Genomic DNA, 19,878 nt, shown 5'->3' on the forward strand with positions numbered 1-19,878 from the left:
ATTCGTTGAAATCTTATAAAACCCTACACAAGCAATGTCACAAATCGAACCAATTTTACAAGAGAACAAAAATCGTTTCGTAATATTCCCTATCAAACACCACGATATTTGGGAGTTTTATAAAATGATGGAAGCCAGTTTTTGGACTGCAGAAGAAATAGATTTATCCCAAGACTTAAACGATTGGAATAATAAATTAAGTGATGATGAAAGGTATTTTGTAAAACATATTTTAGCATTTTTCGCAGCTTCGGATGGAATTGTAAACGAAAACCTAGCTGAAAATTTTGTCAATGAAGTGCAATATGCCGAAGCAAAATTTTTCTATGGTTTCCAGATTATGATGGAAAACATTCATAGTGAAACGTATTCGCTTTTGATTGATACTTATGTAAAAGATGAAGCAGAAAAAACACAATTATTTACTGCAATTGATGTGTTTCCTGCTATCAAGAAAAAAGCCCAATGGGCTTTGAAATGGATAGAATCCGATTCGTTTGCCGAAAGATTAATTGCATTTGCTGCAGTGGAAGGAATTTTCTTTTCCGGAAGTTTTTGCTCTATCTTCTGGTTAAAAAAACGTGGTTTAATGCCAGGACTGACATTTTCAAATGAATTAATTTCTCGTGACGAAGGCGTTCATTGTGATTTTGCAGTGCACTTGCACAACCATCATTTAGTAAACAAAGTACCTAAAGAACGTATCAGAGAAATTATTGTTGATGCATTGAATATCGAAAGAGAGTTTATTACTGAGTCCATTCCAGTAAGTTTAATTGGTATGAATGCAGTCTTAATGACACAGTATTTAGAATTTGTTACTGATCGATTGTTGGTCGAATTAGAATGCGAAAGAGAATACAATACCCCTAACCCATTTGATTTTATGGACATGATTTCGCTTCAAGGAAAAACAAATTTCTTTGAAAAGAAAGTAGCCGAATATCAAAAAGCGGGTGTTAAAGTTACCGAAGGAGACTCTCAAAAAATTAGTTTCGACGCTGATTTTTAATTTTTTTACCGCAAAGACGCTAAGTCACAAAGGAAATTATAAAAAATATAAAAGTCTAAATTTAATTTTTAGACAAAGAAATTACTACGAAAGCCAAAGCCAAAAAACTTTGCCCTTTGTGTCTTCGTGGCAATAAACATAAATTATTACCCGGGAATAGTATCCCAAAATAGCAATACAAATTCAACTAACTAGAAAAGGGATTTTCTATTTTAAAAAAAAATCAAGATTATGTACGTAATTAAAAGAGATGGTCGTAAAGAGCCTGTAATGTTTGACAAAATCACAGATAGGATTAAAAAACTATGTTATGGTTTAAATGATTTAGTAGACGCTGTAAAAGTGGCAATGCGAGTAATTGAAGGATTGTATGACGGAGTTTCCACTTCTGAATTGGACAATCTTGCTGCTGAAACAGCTGCCTCAATGACTATTGCTCATCCTGATTATGCGCAATTAGCGGCTAGAATTGCTATTTCAAATTTACATTCCAATACCACCAAATCTTTCTCGGAAACGATGAACGAAATGTTTCATTATGTCAATCCGAGAACCAATCTAGAAGCACCCTTACTTTCTGAAGAAGTGCATAAAGTAATCATGGATAATGCCGAATATTTAGATTCTCGTATCATTTATAATAGAGATTTTAACTACGATTATTTTGGTTTTAAAACCTTAGAGCGTTCGTATTTGTTAAAAATTAACGGAAAAATAGTAGAGCGTCCACAACACATGTTGATGCGTGTTTCGGTTGGAATACACCTAAATGATTTAAAATCGGTTATAGAAACCTACGACTTAATGTCGAAAAAATTCTTTACACATGCTACGCCAACCTTATTTAATGCTGGAACTCCAAAACCTCAAATGTCTTCTTGTTTCCTTTTGGCTATGCAAGACGACAGTATCGATGGAATATATGACACCTTAAAACAAACAGCTAAAATATCGCAATCTGCTGGTGGAGTTGGGCTTTCTATTCATAACGTTCGCGCAACGGGTTCGTACATTCGTGGAACTAATGGAACTTCGAATGGGATTGTGCCGATGTTAAGGGTTTTTAACGATACGGCTCGTTATGTAGATCAAGGTGGTGGAAAACGTAAAGGAAGTTTTGCGATTTACATGGAAACTTGGCATGCTGATATTTTTGATTTCCTAGATTTGAAAAAGAATACAGGAAAAGAAGAAATGCGTGCTAGAGATTTATTCTTTGCCATGTGGACATCGGATTTGTTTATGAAACGAGTACAGGAAGATTCCTATTGGACCTTGATGTGTCCTAACGAATGTCCAGGGTTATATGACGTATACGGAGAAGAATTCGAAAAGATGTATATTAATTATGAAACTCGTAATAAAGGGCGCAAAACGATAAAAGCACGTGAATTATGGGAGAAAATTCTAGAATCTCAAATCGAGACTGGAACGCCCTACATGTTGTACAAAGATGCCGCAAATAGAAAATCAAACCAGAAAAATCTTGGAACTATTCGATCATCGAATTTGTGCACGGAGATAATGGAATTTACTTCGAAAGATGAAATTGCGGTTTGTAATCTTGCCTCTATTTCGTTACCAATGTTTGTGGAAAACGGAAAATTCGACCATGACTTATTATACACTGTTACAAAACGAGTAACTCGTAACTTGAATAAAGTTATTGACAGAAATTACTATCCTGTAAAAGAAGCCGAAAACTCAAATTTACGTCACCGTCCAGTTGGATTAGGAGTGCAAGGTCTAGCTGATGCATTTATCATGTTGCGTTTGCCTTTTACAAGTGATGAAGCGAAAAAATTAAACCAAGAAATATTCGAAACTTTATACTTTGCTGCTGTTACCGCATCTATGGAAATGGCAATAGAAGAAGGGCCTTATTCAACATTCGAAGGATCTCCAATTTCTCAAGGAGAATTCCAATACAATTTGTGGGGACTGAAAGACGAAGAATTATCAGGACGTTGGGATTGGGCTTCTTTAAGAAAAGAAGTGATGAAAAACGGAGTTAGAAATTCTCTTTTAGTAGCACCTATGCCTACTGCCTCCACTTCGCAAATATTAGGGAACAACGAAGCGTTTGAACCATACACTTCTAATATTTATACCAGAAGAGTACTTTCGGGAGAATTTATTGTGGTAAACAAACATTTACTACATGATTTAGTAGAACGTGGCTTGTGGAATGAATCCTTGAAGCAAGAATTAATGAGAAATAATGGTTCGGTTCAAGACCTGAATATTCCGCAAGAGTTGAAAGAATTGTACAAAACAGTTTGGGAAATGTCTATGAAAGACATTATTGATATGTCACGTCAAAGAGGGTATTTTGTAGATCAATCACAATCCTTGAACTTGTTTATGCAAGATGCAAATTATTCTAAATTAACATCAATGCACTTCTACGCTTGGCAATCTGGATTGAAAACCGGAATGTACTATTTGAGAACAAAAGCTGCAGTTGATGCGATTAAATTCACCTTGAACAACGATAAAAAAGAAGCTCCAATTGAAATTCCAACAACTGTAGCTGAGAAAAAATTACAACCTATTGCTGTTTTAGACGAAGCAGTTGAAATATCAGCAGAAGAATACAAAGCAATGATCGAATTGGCAAAAAATGCCGGTGCAGAAGATTGTGAAATGTGTGGAAGTTAATATGAAATAAAAAAGACTTCAATTGTAGTTGAAGTCTTTTTTTAGATTTAATTATAGATAATAGAATTGAAGTTCTATTCTATAGCCAAATTTTTATTTGTTTTTTCAAAGTTCAAATATAAAATATTCTGGTAAAAAAAGGACTTCTTTATTGTTAAATTTTAATATTTTTCAAATATGAATCCAAAACAGGATGAAAGTTGTGAGTATATTTTTAGAAAATGTATCACAACCAGAAACGGAAGAAAAATTTGTAAAACGGACGGAAGTTGTTTTAAAATTCGAATTAAAAAAAACGTTTAGTATTTTAATTAAACAGCTATCATTTTGGTAGCTGTTTTTTTTTGATATATACAAAGTCTAATCAATCTATATTACTAGGATTAAAATTCTACTTTCCGAAAAAAAATCACTATATTTGAGAGAGTAATCCTTACAAAAACAATTAAAACATCTCAAAAATGGAAAATAAAGAATTTACTGTTACTAATGATTTATTGGCTACCAGAGGACAACGTTCTCTTAATTGCATTCTCGATTTATTAATTGTTCATACTATTATAGTTAGCATTGGAACAACAGTGGTTATTATTGGAGATCTAACAAGCAATTACAATTTAACAAATTGGGCTGAATCCAGAACAACTTTAGAAAAATTGTTGCTTTGGGCTGTGATTGTCTTTTTATATTATTTTTTGACAGAAACCTATTTTTCCCAAACTTTTGCCAAGTATTTTACCAAAACAATTGTAGTCACAAAAGAAGGTTCAAGACCTAAATTACACAAAATCTTCATTCGGACGCTTACTCGATTTATTCCATTAGAAGGACTTACTTTTTTATCTAGTAATATTAGAGGTCTACATGACTTGTTTTCTAATACTTATGTTGTGAAAAAACACGAGCTCAATCATAAAAAGGGAGTTATTGCATTTCCTTGATAAAATTTGTTCAAATAAACCCCTTAGTAAATTTTAAAGATTTGCTAAGGGGTTTTTAATTGTAGATTATGCGGATAATATGTTCTCGATATTAGTTCTCATTTGTTGTGTTGATGCAATCATTTCTATTAAATATTTCATTAAAAAACTTCATACTTTCTTTCGCCAATTTGTTGTCTCCACATCGCATAATACAAGCCTTTTTCATCCAATAAATCTTGGTGTTTACCTTGTTCGATGATTTGTCCTTGTTCCAAAACAAATATTTTATCAGCGTGCATAATAGTCGATAAACGATGCGCAATCAATACTGTAATTTGATCTTGCTTAGACGATATGCTACGGATAGTTTTGGTGATTTCTTCTTCGGTAATCGAGTCCAATGCCGATGTTGCTTCGTCAAAGAGCAATAAATGTGGATTTCTAAGCAACGCTCTGGCAATTGATAGACGTTGTTTCTCGCCACCCGATACTTTTATGCCACCTTCGCCAATAGTAGTGTATATTCCATTTTTGGCACGTGCTAATAAATTTTGACAGGCCGATTTTTGCAAAACATCGTTGATTTCTTCGTCGGTAGCATTTGGTTTTACAAACAGTAAATTGTCTTTTATCGTTCCCGAAAACAATTGGGCATCTTGGGTAACAAAACCTAATTGTTGTCTCAATTCGGTAAGGTCAATGTCTTTGGCGTTTTTATCATTATAAAAAATAGCACCTTCTGCAGGATTATATAATCCGACTAACATTTTGACCAAAGTAGTTTTTCCACTTCCTGACGGCCCCACAAAAGCAATAGTTTCACCAGCTTTTGCATCAAAAGAAATGTTTTTTACGGCATAGGAACTTGCAGTTTGGTGTTTGAATGAAATATTATCAAAACGCAAATGATGGATAGCGCCAATAGTTTTAGGATTTATCGGAGTTTCTTCACTTTTGGAATTCATTAAATCAGCAAAATTATCCATCGAAGCTTTCGTTTCGTTATAAGTGGCAATGACATTTCCCAATTCCTGTAACGGATTAAACAAAAAGAAAGAAAAGAACATTAACGTAATCAAATCTCCTGGTTTGATGATGTCTTTAAAAATGAACATATAAAGCGCAAAAACCAAAGCGGTTCGCATAAAATGTACAGTTGTGCCTTGAATGAAACTCAACGAACGAATAAACCTTACTTTTTTGAGTTCTAATCCAAGGATTTTAATTGTTGTTGCGTTTAAACGATTGACTTCTTGTTGGGTTAATCCCAAACTTTTTACGAGTTCAATATTTCGTAAGGATTCGGTTGTGGCTCCAGCCAAAGCAGTAGTTTCTCCTAAAATTTCTTTCGAAACTTTCTTAATTCTTTTGCCTAAAAATGAACTGATGAAAGCTATGACAGGAACAGTTGCCAGAAATATTGGTCCCAGTAGCCAATTAATACTTGAAGCATAAGCCACGACAAATACGATGCCGACTATCGATTGAAAGATTAATGAAATAGATAAGGTAATGAATTTCTCGCAGTCAATTTTCACTTTCTGAAGTTTACCCAAGGTTTCACCGCTGCGTTGGTCTTCAAAATCCTGAAAAGGCAATTGCAGTGCTTTTTGAATCCCTTCAGTGTACATTTGAGCCCCCGTTCGCTGAATGATGATATTGGTATAATAATCCTGAAAGTTTTTGGCAATTCTAGAAACCATTGCAGCGCCCAAAGATAATGCCAACCAGCCAAAAACTGCTTTGGTAAAATTGAGTTGATTGTGATTAAAGTTGACCACTCCAACACCACATTCGTTAAGAAGTTTACCAATAATTATGGAATCAAATAAGGAAAAACATTGATTTATTGTAGCTAGAAATAAAGCAATGTATAAAAGCGTTTTATGGGTTTTGATGTAAGCATATAAAATTTTCATAGAAAATGTTTTAAAGAAAGTAATTCAAACTACAATTAGTAGCTAAAGTATTGAAGGTGCAAATTTAAAAAATATATCGAAATATTTCGATATATTAAAAAATATATTTTACATTTGCCTTATGATTGCATGTTTAAACATAAAACAAGTTGAAAAAATCTCAAAAGCTTTGGGCGATCCCTATCGTTTGAAGATTATGAATATTATCAGCAAAAGTGAAAGCTGTGTACAATGCTGTGATGTTTCTGCTGAATTTAATTTGGCTCAATCTACTATGTCGCATCATTTGAAACAATTGATAGATGCGGATTTATTGATTGCAGATAAAGATGGTCGTAACTTGAAATTTGTTATTAATAAAGAAGTTTGTGCTGCTTATGCAGACTATATTAACAGTTTATTGCTTTAGCTTTTTTTAATCAAAAACATCGAAATATTTAGATATTTAAATACTTAAAACAATAGAATTATTATGAAGAAATTACAAAACAAAGTAGCTGTAATTACAGGAGGTAATAGCGGAATGGGATTAGCAACTGCAAAATTATTTGCAGAGCAAGGTGCCAAAGTGGCGATTACAGGTCGTAATAAAAAGACCATTGACGAAGCGGTTTTCGAAATTGGCAATGCCTCGATTGGATTGGTAAGCGATGTTTCGGATTTAAACAGCATCGATGCTACTTACGGAACGGTTAAAGACACTTTTGGAAAAATAGATGTATTGGTAGTGAATGCAGGTGTATTTATCGCCGCGCCTTTAGCTGATTATACCGAAGAAATGTTTGATCAAACCAGCGATATTAATTTCAAAGGCGTTTTCTTTACGATTCAAAAAGCATTACCGCACCTGAATGACGGTGCTTCGATTGTTATCACAGCATCTACGGTGGCTCACAAAGGATATGTGACTACTGCAGCTTATTCAGCATCCAAAGCGGCGGTTCGTTCGTTGGCAAGAACTTTCTCTGCTGAATTATTGGATAGAAATATCCGTGTGAATGTCCTTTCTCCTGGACCAATTGATACGCCAATATTTTCAAGAGATGGAGCTTCAGAAGAAGAAGCGAACGGAACAAAAGCATATTTTGCCTCAGGAATTCCAGCAAAACGTTTGGGAACCTCAGAAGAAATGGCCGCAGGATTCCTTTATCTCGCATCCGATGATTCTAAGTTTATGATAGGCGGCGAGTTGTTGTTGGATGGTGGAGCAGCAACCTTATAAATAAAAAATTTCAATATCAAACAAAGTTTATTGAACTCTAAAAAATAAGTAAAGTAATCGGGCTACAAACATTCATTTCATAATTAAATTTGATTAAATTTGTAGTATTCAATGCTAATACAAGGAGTTATGGAAATTAAAAATTTATCCAAATACAGCAATGCGGAAAAAATTGTTCTTGCCGAGCAATTGTGGGACAGTGTTTCTAAAAAGGATTTGGAAATTTCTGACGATGTGAAAAGAGAATTAGATATTCGAATAAAAAAATTAGAAGAAGGTAAATCGAAATTATACACTTGGGATGAGGTTAAAAATCATTTAAAGAGTATTCGATAGTGTATAAAATTCATTTCGTAAAAGAAGCATTATTCGATATTGAAGAAATTGTTCTTTGGTATGAAGAACAAAGAATAGGACTTTCTTATGATTTTGAACTTTGTTTAGAAGCAGGAATTGATGTTATTTTGAGAAATCCTGACGCTTTTCAAAAAAGACATAAAGACATAAAAATTAGATATATTTCCAGATTTCCTTACGGGATTCATTATAGATTTGAAAAAGAAGAAATTATCGTTATTGGTGTTTTTCATACTTCCCGTTCTCCTAAAAATTGGTCTAAAAGATTAAAACAGTAAATCAGAGTTGAATGATTCTGATAGAAAAAGTAAAACCCTAGTAAATCTAAATCTACTAGGGTTTTTTAGTTGTAAAATATAGGTATTAAACCGTTGTAATATTCTCAATAGCAACACGCATTTCTTTAGCAGCAGCAACCATTTCGATTAGTGCTTTTTTAGTTTCCTCCCAATGACGGGTTTTTAAACCACAATCCGGGTTCACCCAAAGTTGGTCAATTGGAACAACAGCCGAAGCTTTTTCTAATAATTGCACCATTTCTTTTCGTGATGGAACTCGTGGTGAGTGTATATCATAAACTCCTGGTCCAATTTCATTTGGATATTTAAAATCGGCAAAAACATCCAATAATTCCATTTGCGAACGCGAACATTCAATCGTGATGACATCGGCATCCATATCAGCAATATTTTGAATGATATCGTTGAATTCGCTATAACACATGTGGGTGTGAATTTGGGTATCGTCTTTTACTCCTGAAGCCGAAATTCGAAACGCTTTTATTGCCCAATCCAAATAGTTTGCCCATTCTTCTTTACGCAATGGCAATCCTTCTCGAATTGCTGGCTCGTCAATTTGAATGATTTTAATTCCGACTTTTTCTAAATCGACTACTTCGTCACGAATCGCCAAAGCAATTTGTGTACAGGTTTCAGAGCGCGGTTGATCATTTCGCACAAACGACCATTGCAAAATAGTTACAGGGCCAGTCAACATTCCTTTGACCCATTTTGGTGTAAGCGATTGTGCAAATGAAGCCCACTTTACCGTCATTGGATTTGGACGATAAACATCGCCATAAATCACAGGTGGCTTTACACAACGGCTGCCGTAACTTTGCACCCAACCGTTTTTGGTAAAGGCAAATCCGTCTAATTGTTCACCAAAGTATTCCACCATATCATTACGCTCAAATTCGCCATGAACCAAGACATCTATTCCTGTTTCTTCTTGAAAACGAATGGTTTCTTCGGTTTCTTTTTCGAGTAAAGCGTCGTATTGTTCTGGATTTAACTCCCCTTTTTTGAATTTCGCTCGCCAGCTTCTTACTTCTGTGGTTTGTGGAAACGAACCAATTGTAGTAGTTGGAAATAAAGGCAATTTTAAAGCTGCAATTTGTTTGTGTCTTCGAATTGCAAATGGATTTTGTCTTTTATCATCACCAATTGCAATGCTCGCTACCCTATTTTTAACATCATCATTGTGAATTAATTTTGAGGTTTTACGGCTTTCATTAGCAATAGTGTTTTCTTGAAAAGCAACTGTGTCTACAAGCGAAATTTCCTCTATGGCAAAATTTTGTAGCAGTACAATTTCTTCTGTTTTTTGTTTGGCAAAAGCCAACCATTGTTTTATTTCATTAGGAAGTGTTGCTTCGTTGGATTCTAAATCTAAATCGCAAGGCGAGTGAATTAAAGAACAAGAAGGAGCAATCAATACTCTGTCTTTTCCAATTGCATCAGTTGCTTTTTTGATTAGTGCTAGTGATTTTTTGAAATCATTTTTCCAGATATTCCTACCGTCAACTACCCCAAGCGAAAGACTTACGTTAGCCGCTAATTTTCCTGATTCCAAAATATCATCCAATTGCGAAGAGCAACGAACCAAATCTAAATGCAGCGTGTGAACAGGTAATGCCAAAACGGTGTCTAAATTCTCTCCAAAGCAGTCAAAATAATTAGTCAAAATAATTTTTAAATTAGGAAATTTTTTGTTGATTTCGTTGTACACAAAAGTAATGGCATTGTGTACTGCATCAGTTAGGTTCAAGGCTAAAAATGGTTCGTCAAACTGAATGTATTCCGCTCCTTCGTTTTGTAAAGTATTTAGAATTTCAAAATAGACTGGTAATACTTTTTCGATTAGCTCAATTCTATGAAAACCTTCTTCTTTTTCTTTACCTAATAATAAATAAGACACTGGACTAATAAGCACTGGTTTCGTTGTGAATCCAAGTTTTTTAGCTTCAATAAATTCGTCAATTATTTTAGTTGAAAACAATTCGAATTGTTGATTTTTTGTAAATTCAGGAACGATATAATGGTAGTTGGTGTCAAACCACTTGGTCATTTCCATAGCTACAACGTCTTGCCCTTCTTTTTGTGCGCCTCTAGCCATAGCAAAATACAAATCCAAAGCAGAGTTAGTTTTAGCAATTTCCCTATATCGATTAGGAAAAGCGCCCAATGTAAGCGTTAAATCCAAAACCTGATCGTAAAAAGAAAAATCATTAGAAGGAATTAAATCTATTCCTGCATTAGCTTGCAGTTGCCAATTTTCCTTACGGATGTTTTTTCCAACATTCAAAAGGGCATCGACTGAAATGCTTCCTGCCCAATAGGATTCACTGGCTTTTTTAAGTTCTCTATTGCTACCAATTCTAGGGTAACCCAAATTATTTGTTTTCATTTTAAAGTGTTTTTTACTTTACAAATGTATTAACTTAGTTATTATTTCTGAATTGTTCTAGTTTGTTAAGTGAATTGAATCGTAAAAGTGTATTTTTACAGTAATTAGTACCAAATAAAATTTTTAAGATACACTTTAGCCGTAAAAAAAACTATGGAAAATTTAGACCACATTGATTTGCAGATATTAAAACAACTGCAAGAAAACTCTAATATTAATACAAAAGAGCTGGCAAGCAAATTGTTCCTGACAGTTACTCCAGTTTATGAGCGTATTAAAAGACTGGAACGCGACGGTTATATTATGAAGTATGTGGCTTTATTGGACAAGAAAAAGCTCAATCTTGGAATGACCGTTTTTTGTAATGTACGACTAAAAGAACACGCTCGAAATGTGGGAAGCAATTTTGTAAAAGATATTGTGGCACTTCCAGAAATTATCGAATGCTATAATATTGCTGGCGATTATGATTTTATGCTTAAAATATTGGTGGAAGATATGTCCAGTTATCAAAATTTTGTGATGAATAAATTATCTACAATAGAGAATATCGGTAATACCCAAAGTATCTTTGTGATGGGTGAAATTAAGCACAGTACGGCATTGACAATCTGATGAAGTCTTGATTTTAATTTAAGTGGTTTTTAATTAATTGGATAAAATCTTAAAATAAAATGTATTTTTGGTGGTTTTAAATCACAAATCTAAAATCCTTAATCTACAATTTTAAATCAATATGAACTGGGAACAACTTTTATCACTACGTCGCCAAGGAGACACAAGTAAAAGACTACGAATAGAGCAAGACGACACGCGTTTGGGTTTTGAAGTGGATTATGACAGAATCATATTCTCGTCTGCTTTCCGAAGTTTACAGGATAAAACCCAGGTTATTCCACTTTCAAAAACAGATTTTGTACACACGCGACTGACTCATAGTTTGGAAGTTTCCGTAGTTGGTCGTTCTATAGGCCGATTAGTAGGTAAGAAAATAATCGAAAAACATCCTTATTTAAAGGAAGTCCATGGTTTTCAAGCAAATGATTTTGGGGCAATTGTTGCTGCAGCTTCTTTGGCACATGACATTGGAAATCCGCCTTTTGGACATTCTGGTGAAAAAGCCATTGGAGAATATTTTTCTATTGGAAAGGGACTGCAATACAAAGAAAAGTTATCAGCAAAAGAATGGCAGGATTTAATCGATTTTGAAGGGAATGCCAATGGTTTTGCAGTTTTAACAGCTAGTCGTCCCGGAATTGAGGGCGGACTTCGTATTTCGTATGCAACGCTTGGTGCTTTTATGAAATATCCCAAGGAAAGTTTACCAAAAAAACCAACAAAAGACATTGCAGATAAAAAATACGGTTTTTTTCAATCGGATAAAAAATTCTTCGAAAATGTGGCTTCAGAACTAGGGATGATTCCAAATAAATCTGGCAGTGATATTGGTTTCGAAAGACATCCTTTGGCTTATTTGGTCGAAGCTGCCGATGATATTTGTTATACAATTATCGATTTTGAAGATGGTATAAATTTAGGGTTGGTTTCTGAAGATTTTGCTTTAGAATATTTAATTAAATTAGTAAAAGACAGTATTGATACTTCAAAATACAAAACATTAGAAACAAAAGAAGATCGAATTAGTTATTTGCGTGCACTAGCCATTGGAAGTTTAATCAATGATGCCGTAAAAGTTTTTGTAGAGAATGAAGAAGCAATTTTGAATGGAAAATTTCCTTTTGCTCTAACAGATAAAAGTAAATACAAAGCACAGATGGATGATATTATTAAAATCAGTGTGAATAATATTTACCAAAGTCGTGAAGTAATTGAAAAAGAAATTGTGGGTTACCAAATTATTCAAACTTTGTTAGATAAGTTTATATCCGCTTTCAACAATAAATTTAATGGGAATGCCTCAAACTACGATAAATTACTACTCAAGATGTTACCAGAGAAGTTCTTAGAAGAAAAAGAGGATTTGTACCAAAGGCTGTTGCATATTTGTCATTACGTCTCCCTTTTAACTGATGGAAATGCCTTGGAATTATATGAAACAATTAACGGAAGAAAAACAAATTAATTAAAAATTATAAACTAGCCCAACGCCTAAAGATTGTTTTAACTGTATTTTAGCTCCTCTTGAAACTTGTTTTCCATCGATTTCTTCGGTTGTTTTTATATCGTCATCATACACTATTTGAGTGCCAATATTAGCCTGAACATATTGATTTACTTTCAAATCAAAATTTAATTTCCAATCGATATCTATATTTCCAAAATTATGGATATAATCAGAATATAAACTTAAACGGTTTTCCAAAGAGATGTTCTTAAAAATCTCTTTTTTGAAATGGTTCGTAATCAAAAAACCAACTTCGGTTTTTGAATTTTCACCTTCAATTAGAATATTTCCAGCTGAGTCATAAATTGCCTTTTCTACACCAAACGCTCCTTTATTGGCTAAAGTTTGGTTTAAAACCAAGGTGTTTTTCATTGTTAAAGGGGAGATAAAAAGATCAAAATTATTCTTTTTATCAAAATAATTAGCTCCAACCCCAAGGAAAGTATAGGCTGGTGCAAATAATTTTGAAATTAGAGTATTTGTATTGGAGTATTTATAGCCATTAGTAAATTGAGTGTTAAAATTGAATTTCACTGAATGAAACCAATTCGATGATGTGTCATTTCTATATCCAAAAGTAGAGTTAAATCGAAATTCATCATCAGACTTTCTTATGGCTAAACCATCTTGTTTATTGATGCCGTACTTAAATAGTAATTCATTTACCCATTCACTATTGTCAAGAGTTCTAGTTCTAATGAAATTACCTTTGAATAATCCTGAAACAGAACTAACACCACCGGCGCTCCAATTTACTAGTGCGATTTCATTTAAATCGAAACCTATTGTGTTTTTTCTTTTCCAATGCGACAAAATGATATAATGTACCATTGGCCCTTTTAACTCAGGTGCTTTTATAGAAATAGGAGTCTTTTTTATGAATAATGGTGCTGGAGAAAATTCTACTGTAAGCGGGCCTAAAAGGGGTCCTATTTTTGGATTTGATATTGAATCTATTATAAATATTGGTTCTATTAATGGCTCGATTACTGGTTCTTTGACTATTTCCTGTGAAAAACTATTTATCGTAACCGTTAGGAAAAAGAGGAGTAATTTGTAATGCTTTAATTTCATTCTTTACTTTTTTTTCAATTTACAAAAATAACGATTTTTCAATAGCTGAAAAAACAGTTACTAAACTACTAACGTCCATTTTACAGTATTGTTGTAATTCATTAACAGTGCCATGCTCAATAAATTCGTCAGGAATTCCAAGTGTTTTTATAGTACAAGCACAATGATATTCTGCTGCGAACTCCACAATAGTCGTGCCAAAACCACCTTTAATAACGCCATCTTCAATAGTAATTATAGTATTATAGTATGATAATATAGTATGTAATAATTTTTCATCAAGCGGCTTTACAAAAGCAAAATCATAATGCGAAAAAGTTTCTGGATTATTCATTTTGGCTAAAGCCAAAGTCACATTATTTCCAATAGTACCATTGGATAAAACGGCCACTTTAGATCCTTTTTTGAGACAATTTGCTTTCCCAATTTCTATTTTTTCATAGGGCCTTTCCCAATCAACAATTTGTCCTCGACCACGAGGATATCGAATGGCAATAGGATGGTTTAATCCCAATTGTGCAGTATATAAAATATTTCGCAGCGCCATTTCATTCAATGGTGAATAAACAATCATATTAGGAATACATCGCAAATAAGCCAAATCGAATATGCCGTGATGAGTTGCTCCATCTTCGCCAACTAATCCTGCTCTATCCAAACAAAATATTACGGGTAAATTCTGTAACGCCACATCGTGAATAAGTTGGTCATAGGCACGTTGTAAAAAAGTAGAATAAATATTGCAAAAAACCACCATTCCTTGGGTAGCCATTCCTGCTGATAAAGTAACTGCGTGTTGTTCAGCGATTCCTACATCGAAAGCACGATTAGGAAAAGCGTCCATCATAAATTTCAAGGAACTTCCAGATGGCATTGCCGGAGTTATTCCAATAATTTTTTCGTTGGCCTTCGCCAAATCTAAAATAGTTAAACCAAAAACATCTTGGTATTTTGGCGGAAGATTATCTTCTGATTTTACGTGAATTTCTCCGGTAGTAGCATCAAATTTGCCTGGAGCATGGTATTTTACTTGGTCTTCTTCAGCTTTTTGTAACCCCTTCCCTTTTGTGGTAATAAGGTGAAGGAATTTTGGTCCCTTTATTTTTTTTAATCGTTTTAATTCCTTGAGAACTGCAAAAATATCATTGCCATCAATGGGACCTGAATAATCGAAATTCAGGGATTTAATCATATTGTTTTTTCTAGGATTTTTTCCTTCTTTCACGGCAGTGAGATAGTTTTTCAAAGCACCAACACTTGGATCTATCCCAATAGCATTATCATTTAGAATTACCAAAAGATTAGCATCGGTAACTCCTGCATGATTCAACCCTTCGAATGCCATTCCCGATGCGATAGAAGCGTCGCCAATAACAGCAATGTGGTGTTTATCAAAATCTCCTTTTAAATTAGAAGCAATTGCCATTCCTAAAGCGGCAGAAATAGAGGTAGAAGAATGACCTACACCAAAAGCATCGTAAACACTTTCACTTCTTTTTGGGAAACCGGAAATACCTCCCAATTGTCTGTTCGTATGAAAATTTTCTCTTCTTTCTGTTAGTATTTTATGACCATACGCTTGATGTCCTACATCCCAAATCAACAAATCTTCGGGCGTGTTGAACACATAATGCAAAGCAATTGTAAGTTCAACAACTCCAAGACTCGAACCCAAATGACCTTCTTTTACTGATACAATATCAATAATAAAATTACGCAATTCTTGTGCTACTTGAGGAAGTTCGCCTTCATCAAGTAGGCGTAAATCAGTTGGATTGTTGATGTTTTGAAGAAGGTTACTTTTCATTGTAATTTAAAAAGCGAATTTACGGTTTTAAATTGAATTTTGTTTTTTTGAATTAAAGGCATATTGCAATTTGAAAAGGAATGAATGTTGTTATTGACTGTATATTATAAAATGAAGCGATTAAATGTACTAATCACCTCAAAAAATTGTTATATTTGAGGTGATTAATTATTTTATTCAACTCAAATGAAATACAACTGGCAGCTACCCGATTGGGCAAACTTTACATTTGATGAATCTGTAATCGATTCTATAGCCATAAAATTTGCTCTAGAAACAGGCGAACTTAAGGGTCTAGTCGATTCGTTATCGAATGAAATTAGAGAGGAAACCATCTTGGAATTTATGATTTCGGAGGCCATTAAAACTTCAGAAATAGAAGGGGAATTTTTTAACCGGCAAGATGTGATGTCTTCTATTAGAAAAAATTTGGGATATAGTGATGATTTCCTCCAAATTAGAAATAAAGAGGCACAAGGAATAGGGAAGTTGATGGTGACGGTTCGAAGCTCTTTTGCAGAAAACCTATCAGAAAAAACCATCAAGCAGTGGCATGGCATTCTTATGGAATATTCCAAGTTTATTACTTCCGGAGAATATCGGATGGGGACTGAAGCAATGCAAATAATATCGGGCTCTTTTGGTAAAGAAACGATTCATTTTGAAGCACCTTCATCCGATAAAGTCCCATTTGAAATGTTTAATTTTATAAAATGGTACAATGGATTTGTATTAAATCCTACAGACATAAAAAACGCATTAATTAAAACTTCTATTTCGCATCTGTATTTTGAGAGTATTCATCCTTTTGAAGATGGAAATGGCAGAATTGGTAGGGCAATTGCCGAAAAATGCCTTTCAGAATCCTTAAATAGACCTGTTTTGATGAGTATTTCTAGTACAATTGAACAAAATAAAAAGCAATATTACGAATCTTTAAAGCAAGCTCAGCGAACACTAGAAATTACACCATGGATTCTTTATTTTTCTAAATTGATTTTAGAAAGCCAAAAAAATGCTAAGCAAATTGTACTTATCACTTTAAACAAAACTAAATTTATAGACCAGTTTAAAACCCAAATGAATGAAAGGCAAATGAAGGTAGTTTTGAAGATGTTTGAAAATGGTGGTATTGGTTTTAAGGGAGGGATGACGGTTTTAAAATATGTCTCCATTACCAAAACATCGAGGGCAACTGCTACAAGAGATTTACAAAATTTGACAGTGAAAAACATTTTTATCCCAAGAGGTGAAGGTCGAAACAGACGCTATGACTTGAATTTGTTGTTGTAGTACATGTGGGGTAAATATCTTATTTGAAACAAATTAAAAACGCTCTTAAATTCTTATTTTTGCCGTATGGAAAACCCTTTCACCGACGAATATTTTATGAAAAAAGCTTTGCAAGAAGCAGAAATGGCTTTTGAAAAAGACGAAATTCCCGTAGGAGCCATCATTGTTATCGACAATAAAATTATTGCCCGAGGTCATAACCTTACTGAAATGCTAGTAGATGTTACTGCTCACGCTGAAATGCAGGCTATAACCGCTGCTTCCAATTTCCTTGGTGGAAAATATCTCACGGGTTGCACACTCTATGTTACACTTGAACCTTGCCAAATGTGCGCAGGTGCTTTGTATTGGAGTCAGATTTCGAAAATTGTTTTTGGAGCCAGTGACGAAAATCGAGGTTACGAGAAAATGGGAGCACAATTGCATCCGAAAACGACTGTTGTTCGAGGAGTTTTAGCGCATGAAGCTTCGGAATTAATAAAGCGGTTTTTTGCTCTGAAAAGGAAATAAGTTTTTTATTTTAATCTTTATTTGTCTGTTATAAATTAGATTGAATCACAGCGTTTCGATTGTATTGATTTCATGGTTGTAGCTTCCGGTGTTCAGGTCAGTCCACTCCCATCCATCATCTTTAATGAGAGACAATAATAATTGGCGTCTCGTTTTTAATTTATTATATTCTAAATCAACCGTTTCACCAGAAATAATTTTTATTCCTTTATTTTCAAGAGTAGTAAGAATTACCACTGGAGGCGTTTTTTTTCCAGGAATTATAAAGGAAGCAGGTAAAGTTTCGAGATAACTTGAAATCGCTTTTCTTAGTCTACCAAGTACGTTAATTGAAGGCTGTTGTTCTTTAGGAATGTTATGCAACAATACGGTAAGCACCTCATCTAGATTGGTAAGATTGAGCACAAAGGCTTCTTTCTTGTTCGAGGAATGGAAAAAATGCAGTACCGAGTATGCCTTATGATTTTGCGCATGTAAAATAATAGAATCGATAAGGCCTATAAAAGGTTGTTCTAACTCCTTAAAATCTTTTCCATTCCAATAGTTCAAAAGAATTTCTTCTACTGATCCACCAAGAGTATGTATATGCACACTTATTTTCCTTTTCATTATTTCAGCTGAGACGACCGGAATTAAGTAAGTAATAGCAATGGAAATCAGAATCAGTCCAGTAAATGAAAGAATTGCGGTAAGTATATCCCAGAATCCATTAGAAGCTTCCATGTCTCCTAAACCTAAAGTGGACAGCGTATAGCCGGTGTAAAATATCTTGTTTATTACAGTTGTTGATGTGTTGGTTTCGACATTCATCAGCGAGTCCGGACAGCTGATGAATAATAAGCTGGCAGAAACCCAAATAAGCAACAACCAGTTAATAAGAATAGAAACTAGGATGAAAGCCCCGCCAAGTTCCAAAACTTTTCGATGCCCCATTTTTTTATTAAGTACCAACAGCACTCTCCATATTGAGGTCGATAACCGTTTCGAAATAAAACCAGCTCCACGAACGGATAAGGAAGTATTGATTAAATCGGCAGCGGTAACAAGTAAGAGAAGAATTCCTAGAAAAAACAAAAAATAATTCATAGCATTAATTTAAAACTGTTGGAACAATCCATTTTTGGTATAGGTTGAACTCTAAGGTTTGTATTTTGGGTATTGTTACATAGATTGGCATCTAATATAGGTAATAAACAATTACTATTGACAACTTAAATTAATTCCATGACCGAAGATTACTTTGCCAAATAAAAAAAGTTCAATCGTAAAATATTTGTTATATCGTTTAATTGGAAATCTTGAACTAGCAAATCGGAATGCAAAATAGACCTGAACGTAACAGAATTTTTGAGAATGATGTTTTTGACTTGATAAAAGGATTTTTAAAGCAAGAAGGAATTGTAATTTTTCTTATAATTTATTTATCTCACTTGGCTTTATATTTCTTTGTTTTTTAAAATAATTTGAGAGATGACTTTCATCGGTAAAACCAAATTCATAGGCAATTTGTTTGATGGACATTTGCTTGTTAATAATTCTTTTTTCGATGAGTTGTATTCTAAGTTTATTGATATAATCTCTATATGTTATCGAAAAATTACGTTTAAAGTAAGCTCCGAAATACGTTTGGGATATATTAAAATGGTTTGCAATTATTTTAATTTGAACTAGTTTTGGTTTGTAAATGTTTTGATGGATATAAGAAATAATTTGATCGTTATCTATGGCAGTTCCTGTAATTTGTAAATTCATGCAACGCATTGTTTCCTTAATTAATCCAAAAATCGATAAAATCTGATAGAAAACTATCGGAGAATTAGTAATGTTAGTTCTACAATTATAAGTGGTTATGTTTTCTATAGTATTTCTTAATATAGTTTTAGAAGAGTCGTCTAGTCTCAAAACATTTTCTTTGAGAGATTGATCTCGCATAAAATTCTCAGGGGTATTCAGTAGAAACTCATCACAAGAAAGCTTTTTATTGGAATTAAAATAGGTATCTGTAAATTTAATAAAGACGAAGCGAGTTCTATTTTTAATATCAAAATAGTGCTCGTCATCTGGAGAAATAACAAATAAATCCCCTGCTTTATAGCCTAATAAATTTTTATTTAAATGATGAACTCCAGTACCTTTCCGGATATATATAATTTCATAATAGGTATGACTATGAGTTGGAAGATGAAATTTATCTTCTTCAAATTCATCTATAACTAATGTTTCGAATTGATTTAATTTTTTCATAACCTATAATTGCAAGTTTATAATGCAAATTTACAATTTCTAT

Annotated in this window: 17 protein-coding genes; 11 read left to right on the forward strand and 6 right to left on the reverse strand. The window is 33.6% G+C overall.

What is annotated here, in order from left to right:
- Positions 1-34 precede the first annotated feature (34 nt).
- The 3 genes from E0F76_RS00825 (at position 35) to E0F76_RS00835 (ending at position 4,614) form a co-directional block, all read left to right on the forward strand.
- Positions 35-1,012: a ribonucleotide-diphosphate reductase subunit beta gene (locus E0F76_RS00825; RefSeq protein ID WP_132000443.1), complete on the forward strand. Its 978-nt coding sequence runs from the start codon at positions 35-37 to the stop codon at positions 1,010-1,012.
- 231 nt (positions 1,013-1,243) lie between these two features.
- A complete protein-coding gene (locus E0F76_RS00830; protein WP_132000444.1) occupies positions 1,244-3,673 on the forward strand; it encodes a ribonucleoside-diphosphate reductase subunit alpha in 2,430 nt (809 codons plus the stop codon).
- A gap of 461 nt (positions 3,674-4,134) precedes the next feature.
- Positions 4,135-4,614: an RDD family protein gene (locus E0F76_RS00835; RefSeq protein WP_132000445.1), complete on the forward strand. Its 480-nt coding sequence runs from the start codon at positions 4,135-4,137 to the stop codon at positions 4,612-4,614.
- 140 nt (positions 4,615-4,754) lie between these two features.
- On the opposite strand, the gene E0F76_RS00840 is transcribed toward E0F76_RS00835, so the two are convergent.
- A complete protein-coding gene (locus tag E0F76_RS00840; protein WP_132000446.1) occupies positions 4,755-6,515 on the reverse strand; it encodes an ABC transporter ATP-binding protein in 1,761 nt (586 codons plus the stop codon).
- A gap of 121 nt (positions 6,516-6,636) precedes the next feature.
- Here E0F76_RS00840 and E0F76_RS00845 point away from each other — a divergent pair, with 121 nt between their 5' ends.
- The 4 genes from E0F76_RS00845 (at position 6,637) to E0F76_RS00860 (ending at position 8,372) form a co-directional block, all read left to right on the forward strand.
- Positions 6,637-6,924: an ArsR/SmtB family transcription factor gene (locus E0F76_RS00845; protein ID WP_132000447.1), complete on the forward strand. Its 288-nt coding sequence runs from the start codon at positions 6,637-6,639 to the stop codon at positions 6,922-6,924.
- Positions 6,925-6,987: 63 nt separating this feature from the next.
- Complete coding sequence (locus E0F76_RS00850; RefSeq protein WP_132000448.1) at positions 6,988-7,737, forward strand: SDR family oxidoreductase; 750 nt, start codon at positions 6,988-6,990, stop codon at positions 7,735-7,737.
- 129 nt (positions 7,738-7,866) lie between these two features.
- Positions 7,867-8,073 (forward strand): addiction module protein, encoded by a 207-nt coding sequence (locus tag E0F76_RS00855; protein ID WP_165932612.1) that lies wholly within the window; start codon positions 7,867-7,869, stop codon positions 8,071-8,073.
- Positions 8,073-8,372 (forward strand): type II toxin-antitoxin system RelE/ParE family toxin, encoded by a 300-nt coding sequence (locus tag E0F76_RS00860; protein ID WP_165932613.1) that lies wholly within the window; start codon positions 8,073-8,075, stop codon positions 8,370-8,372. The genes E0F76_RS00855 and E0F76_RS00860 overlap by 1 nt, the downstream gene beginning before the upstream one ends.
- A gap of 85 nt (positions 8,373-8,457) precedes the next feature.
- Here the strand turns inward: E0F76_RS00860 and metE are convergent, their stop codons facing one another.
- Positions 8,458-10,782, reverse strand: a complete 2,325-nt coding sequence (gene metE, locus E0F76_RS00865; RefSeq protein ID WP_132000451.1) for a 5-methyltetrahydropteroyltriglutamate--homocysteine S-methyltransferase — start codon at positions 10,780-10,782, stop codon at positions 8,458-8,460.
- 153 nt (positions 10,783-10,935) lie between these two features.
- Between metE and E0F76_RS00870 the strand changes: the two genes are divergently transcribed.
- Together E0F76_RS00870 and E0F76_RS00875 are read left to right on the forward strand one after the other, a co-directional pair.
- Positions 10,936-11,397, forward strand: a complete 462-nt coding sequence (locus E0F76_RS00870; RefSeq protein ID WP_132000452.1) for an Lrp/AsnC family transcriptional regulator — start codon at positions 10,936-10,938, stop codon at positions 11,395-11,397.
- A gap of 121 nt (positions 11,398-11,518) precedes the next feature.
- The gene (locus E0F76_RS00875; RefSeq protein ID WP_132000453.1) at positions 11,519-12,865 is read left to right on the forward strand and encodes a deoxyguanosinetriphosphate triphosphohydrolase; all 1,347 of its coding nucleotides are present in this window, start codon (positions 11,519-11,521) and stop codon (positions 12,863-12,865) included.
- Here E0F76_RS00875 and E0F76_RS00880 read toward each other — a convergent pair whose 3' ends face one another.
- Together E0F76_RS00880 and E0F76_RS00885 are read right to left on the reverse strand one after the other, a co-directional pair.
- Positions 12,866-13,981, reverse strand: coding sequence for a DUF3078 domain-containing protein (locus E0F76_RS00880; RefSeq protein WP_246021944.1), 1,116 nt, complete (start codon positions 13,979-13,981; stop codon positions 12,866-12,868).
- A gap of 19 nt (positions 13,982-14,000) precedes the next feature.
- On the reverse strand, positions 14,001-15,788 hold the full coding sequence (locus tag E0F76_RS00885) for a 1-deoxy-D-xylulose-5-phosphate synthase (protein WP_132000454.1): 1,788 nt from the start codon (positions 15,786-15,788) through the stop codon (positions 14,001-14,003).
- Positions 15,789-15,974: 186 nt separating this feature from the next.
- Here E0F76_RS00885 and E0F76_RS00890 point away from each other — a divergent pair, with 186 nt between their 5' ends.
- Positions 15,975-17,081 carry a Fic family protein gene (locus tag E0F76_RS00890; RefSeq protein WP_132000455.1) on the forward strand — a complete coding sequence of 369 codons (1,107 nt, stop codon included), beginning with the start codon at positions 15,975-15,977 and terminating at the stop codon, positions 17,079-17,081.
- 66 nt (positions 17,082-17,147) lie between these two features.
- Positions 17,148-17,591 carry a nucleoside deaminase gene (locus E0F76_RS00895; protein WP_132000456.1) on the forward strand — a complete coding sequence of 148 codons (444 nt, stop codon included), beginning with the start codon at positions 17,148-17,150 and terminating at the stop codon, positions 17,589-17,591.
- A 45-nt stretch (positions 17,592-17,636) separates the two neighbouring features.
- Here E0F76_RS00895 and E0F76_RS00900 read toward each other — a convergent pair whose 3' ends face one another.
- Both E0F76_RS00900 and E0F76_RS00905 read right to left on the reverse strand, forming a co-directional pair.
- Positions 17,637-18,677, reverse strand: coding sequence for an ion channel (locus tag E0F76_RS00900; RefSeq protein WP_132000457.1), 1,041 nt, complete (start codon positions 18,675-18,677; stop codon positions 17,637-17,639).
- A gap of 324 nt (positions 18,678-19,001) precedes the next feature.
- The gene (locus E0F76_RS00905) at positions 19,002-19,835 is read right to left on the reverse strand and encodes an AraC family transcriptional regulator (protein ID WP_132000458.1); all 834 of its coding nucleotides are present in this window, start codon (positions 19,833-19,835) and stop codon (positions 19,002-19,004) included.
- Positions 19,836-19,878: the final 43 nt, after the last annotated feature.

The sequence above is a fragment of the Flavobacterium cellulosilyticum genome (genome assembly GCF_004349355.1).
GTDB lineage: Bacteria > Bacteroidota > Bacteroidia > Flavobacteriales > Flavobacteriaceae > Flavobacterium > Flavobacterium cellulosilyticum.

Coding starts and splice junctions, on each gene's coding strand:
- metE (WP_132000451.1), bottom strand. CDS start 10,782: ATGAAAACAAATAATTTGGGTTACCCTAGAATTGGTAGCAATAGAGAA.
- E0F76_RS00845 (WP_132000447.1), top strand. CDS start 6,637: ATGATTGCATGTTTAAACATAAAACAAGTTGAAAAAATCTCAAAAGCT.
- E0F76_RS00835 (WP_132000445.1), top strand. CDS start 4,135: ATGGAAAATAAAGAATTTACTGTTACTAATGATTTATTGGCTACCAGA.
- E0F76_RS00870 (WP_132000452.1), top strand. CDS start 10,936: ATGGAAAATTTAGACCACATTGATTTGCAGATATTAAAACAACTGCAA.
- E0F76_RS00840 (WP_132000446.1), bottom strand. CDS start 6,515: ATGAAAATTTTATATGCTTACATCAAAACCCATAAAACGCTTTTATAC.
- E0F76_RS00825 (WP_132000443.1), top strand. CDS start 35: ATGTCACAAATCGAACCAATTTTACAAGAGAACAAAAATCGTTTCGTA.
- E0F76_RS00830 (WP_132000444.1), top strand. CDS start 1,244: ATGTACGTAATTAAAAGAGATGGTCGTAAAGAGCCTGTAATGTTTGAC.
- E0F76_RS00880 (WP_246021944.1), bottom strand. CDS start 13,981: ATGAAATTAAAGCATTACAAATTACTCCTCTTTTTCCTAACGGTTACG.
- E0F76_RS00875 (WP_132000453.1), top strand. CDS start 11,519: ATGAACTGGGAACAACTTTTATCACTACGTCGCCAAGGAGACACAAGT.
- E0F76_RS00855 (WP_165932612.1), top strand. CDS start 7,867: ATGGAAATTAAAAATTTATCCAAATACAGCAATGCGGAAAAAATTGTT.
- E0F76_RS00885 (WP_132000454.1), bottom strand. CDS start 15,788: ATGAAAAGTAACCTTCTTCAAAACATCAACAATCCAACTGATTTACGC.
- E0F76_RS00895 (WP_132000456.1), top strand. CDS start 17,148: ATGGAAAACCCTTTCACCGACGAATATTTTATGAAAAAAGCTTTGCAA.
- E0F76_RS00905 (WP_132000458.1), bottom strand. CDS start 19,835: ATGAAAAAATTAAATCAATTCGAAACATTAGTTATAGATGAATTTGAA.
- E0F76_RS00850 (WP_132000448.1), top strand. CDS start 6,988: ATGAAGAAATTACAAAACAAAGTAGCTGTAATTACAGGAGGTAATAGC.
- E0F76_RS00900 (WP_132000457.1), bottom strand. CDS start 18,677: ATGAATTATTTTTTGTTTTTTCTAGGAATTCTTCTCTTACTTGTTACC.
- E0F76_RS00890 (WP_132000455.1), top strand. CDS start 15,975: ATGAAATACAACTGGCAGCTACCCGATTGGGCAAACTTTACATTTGAT.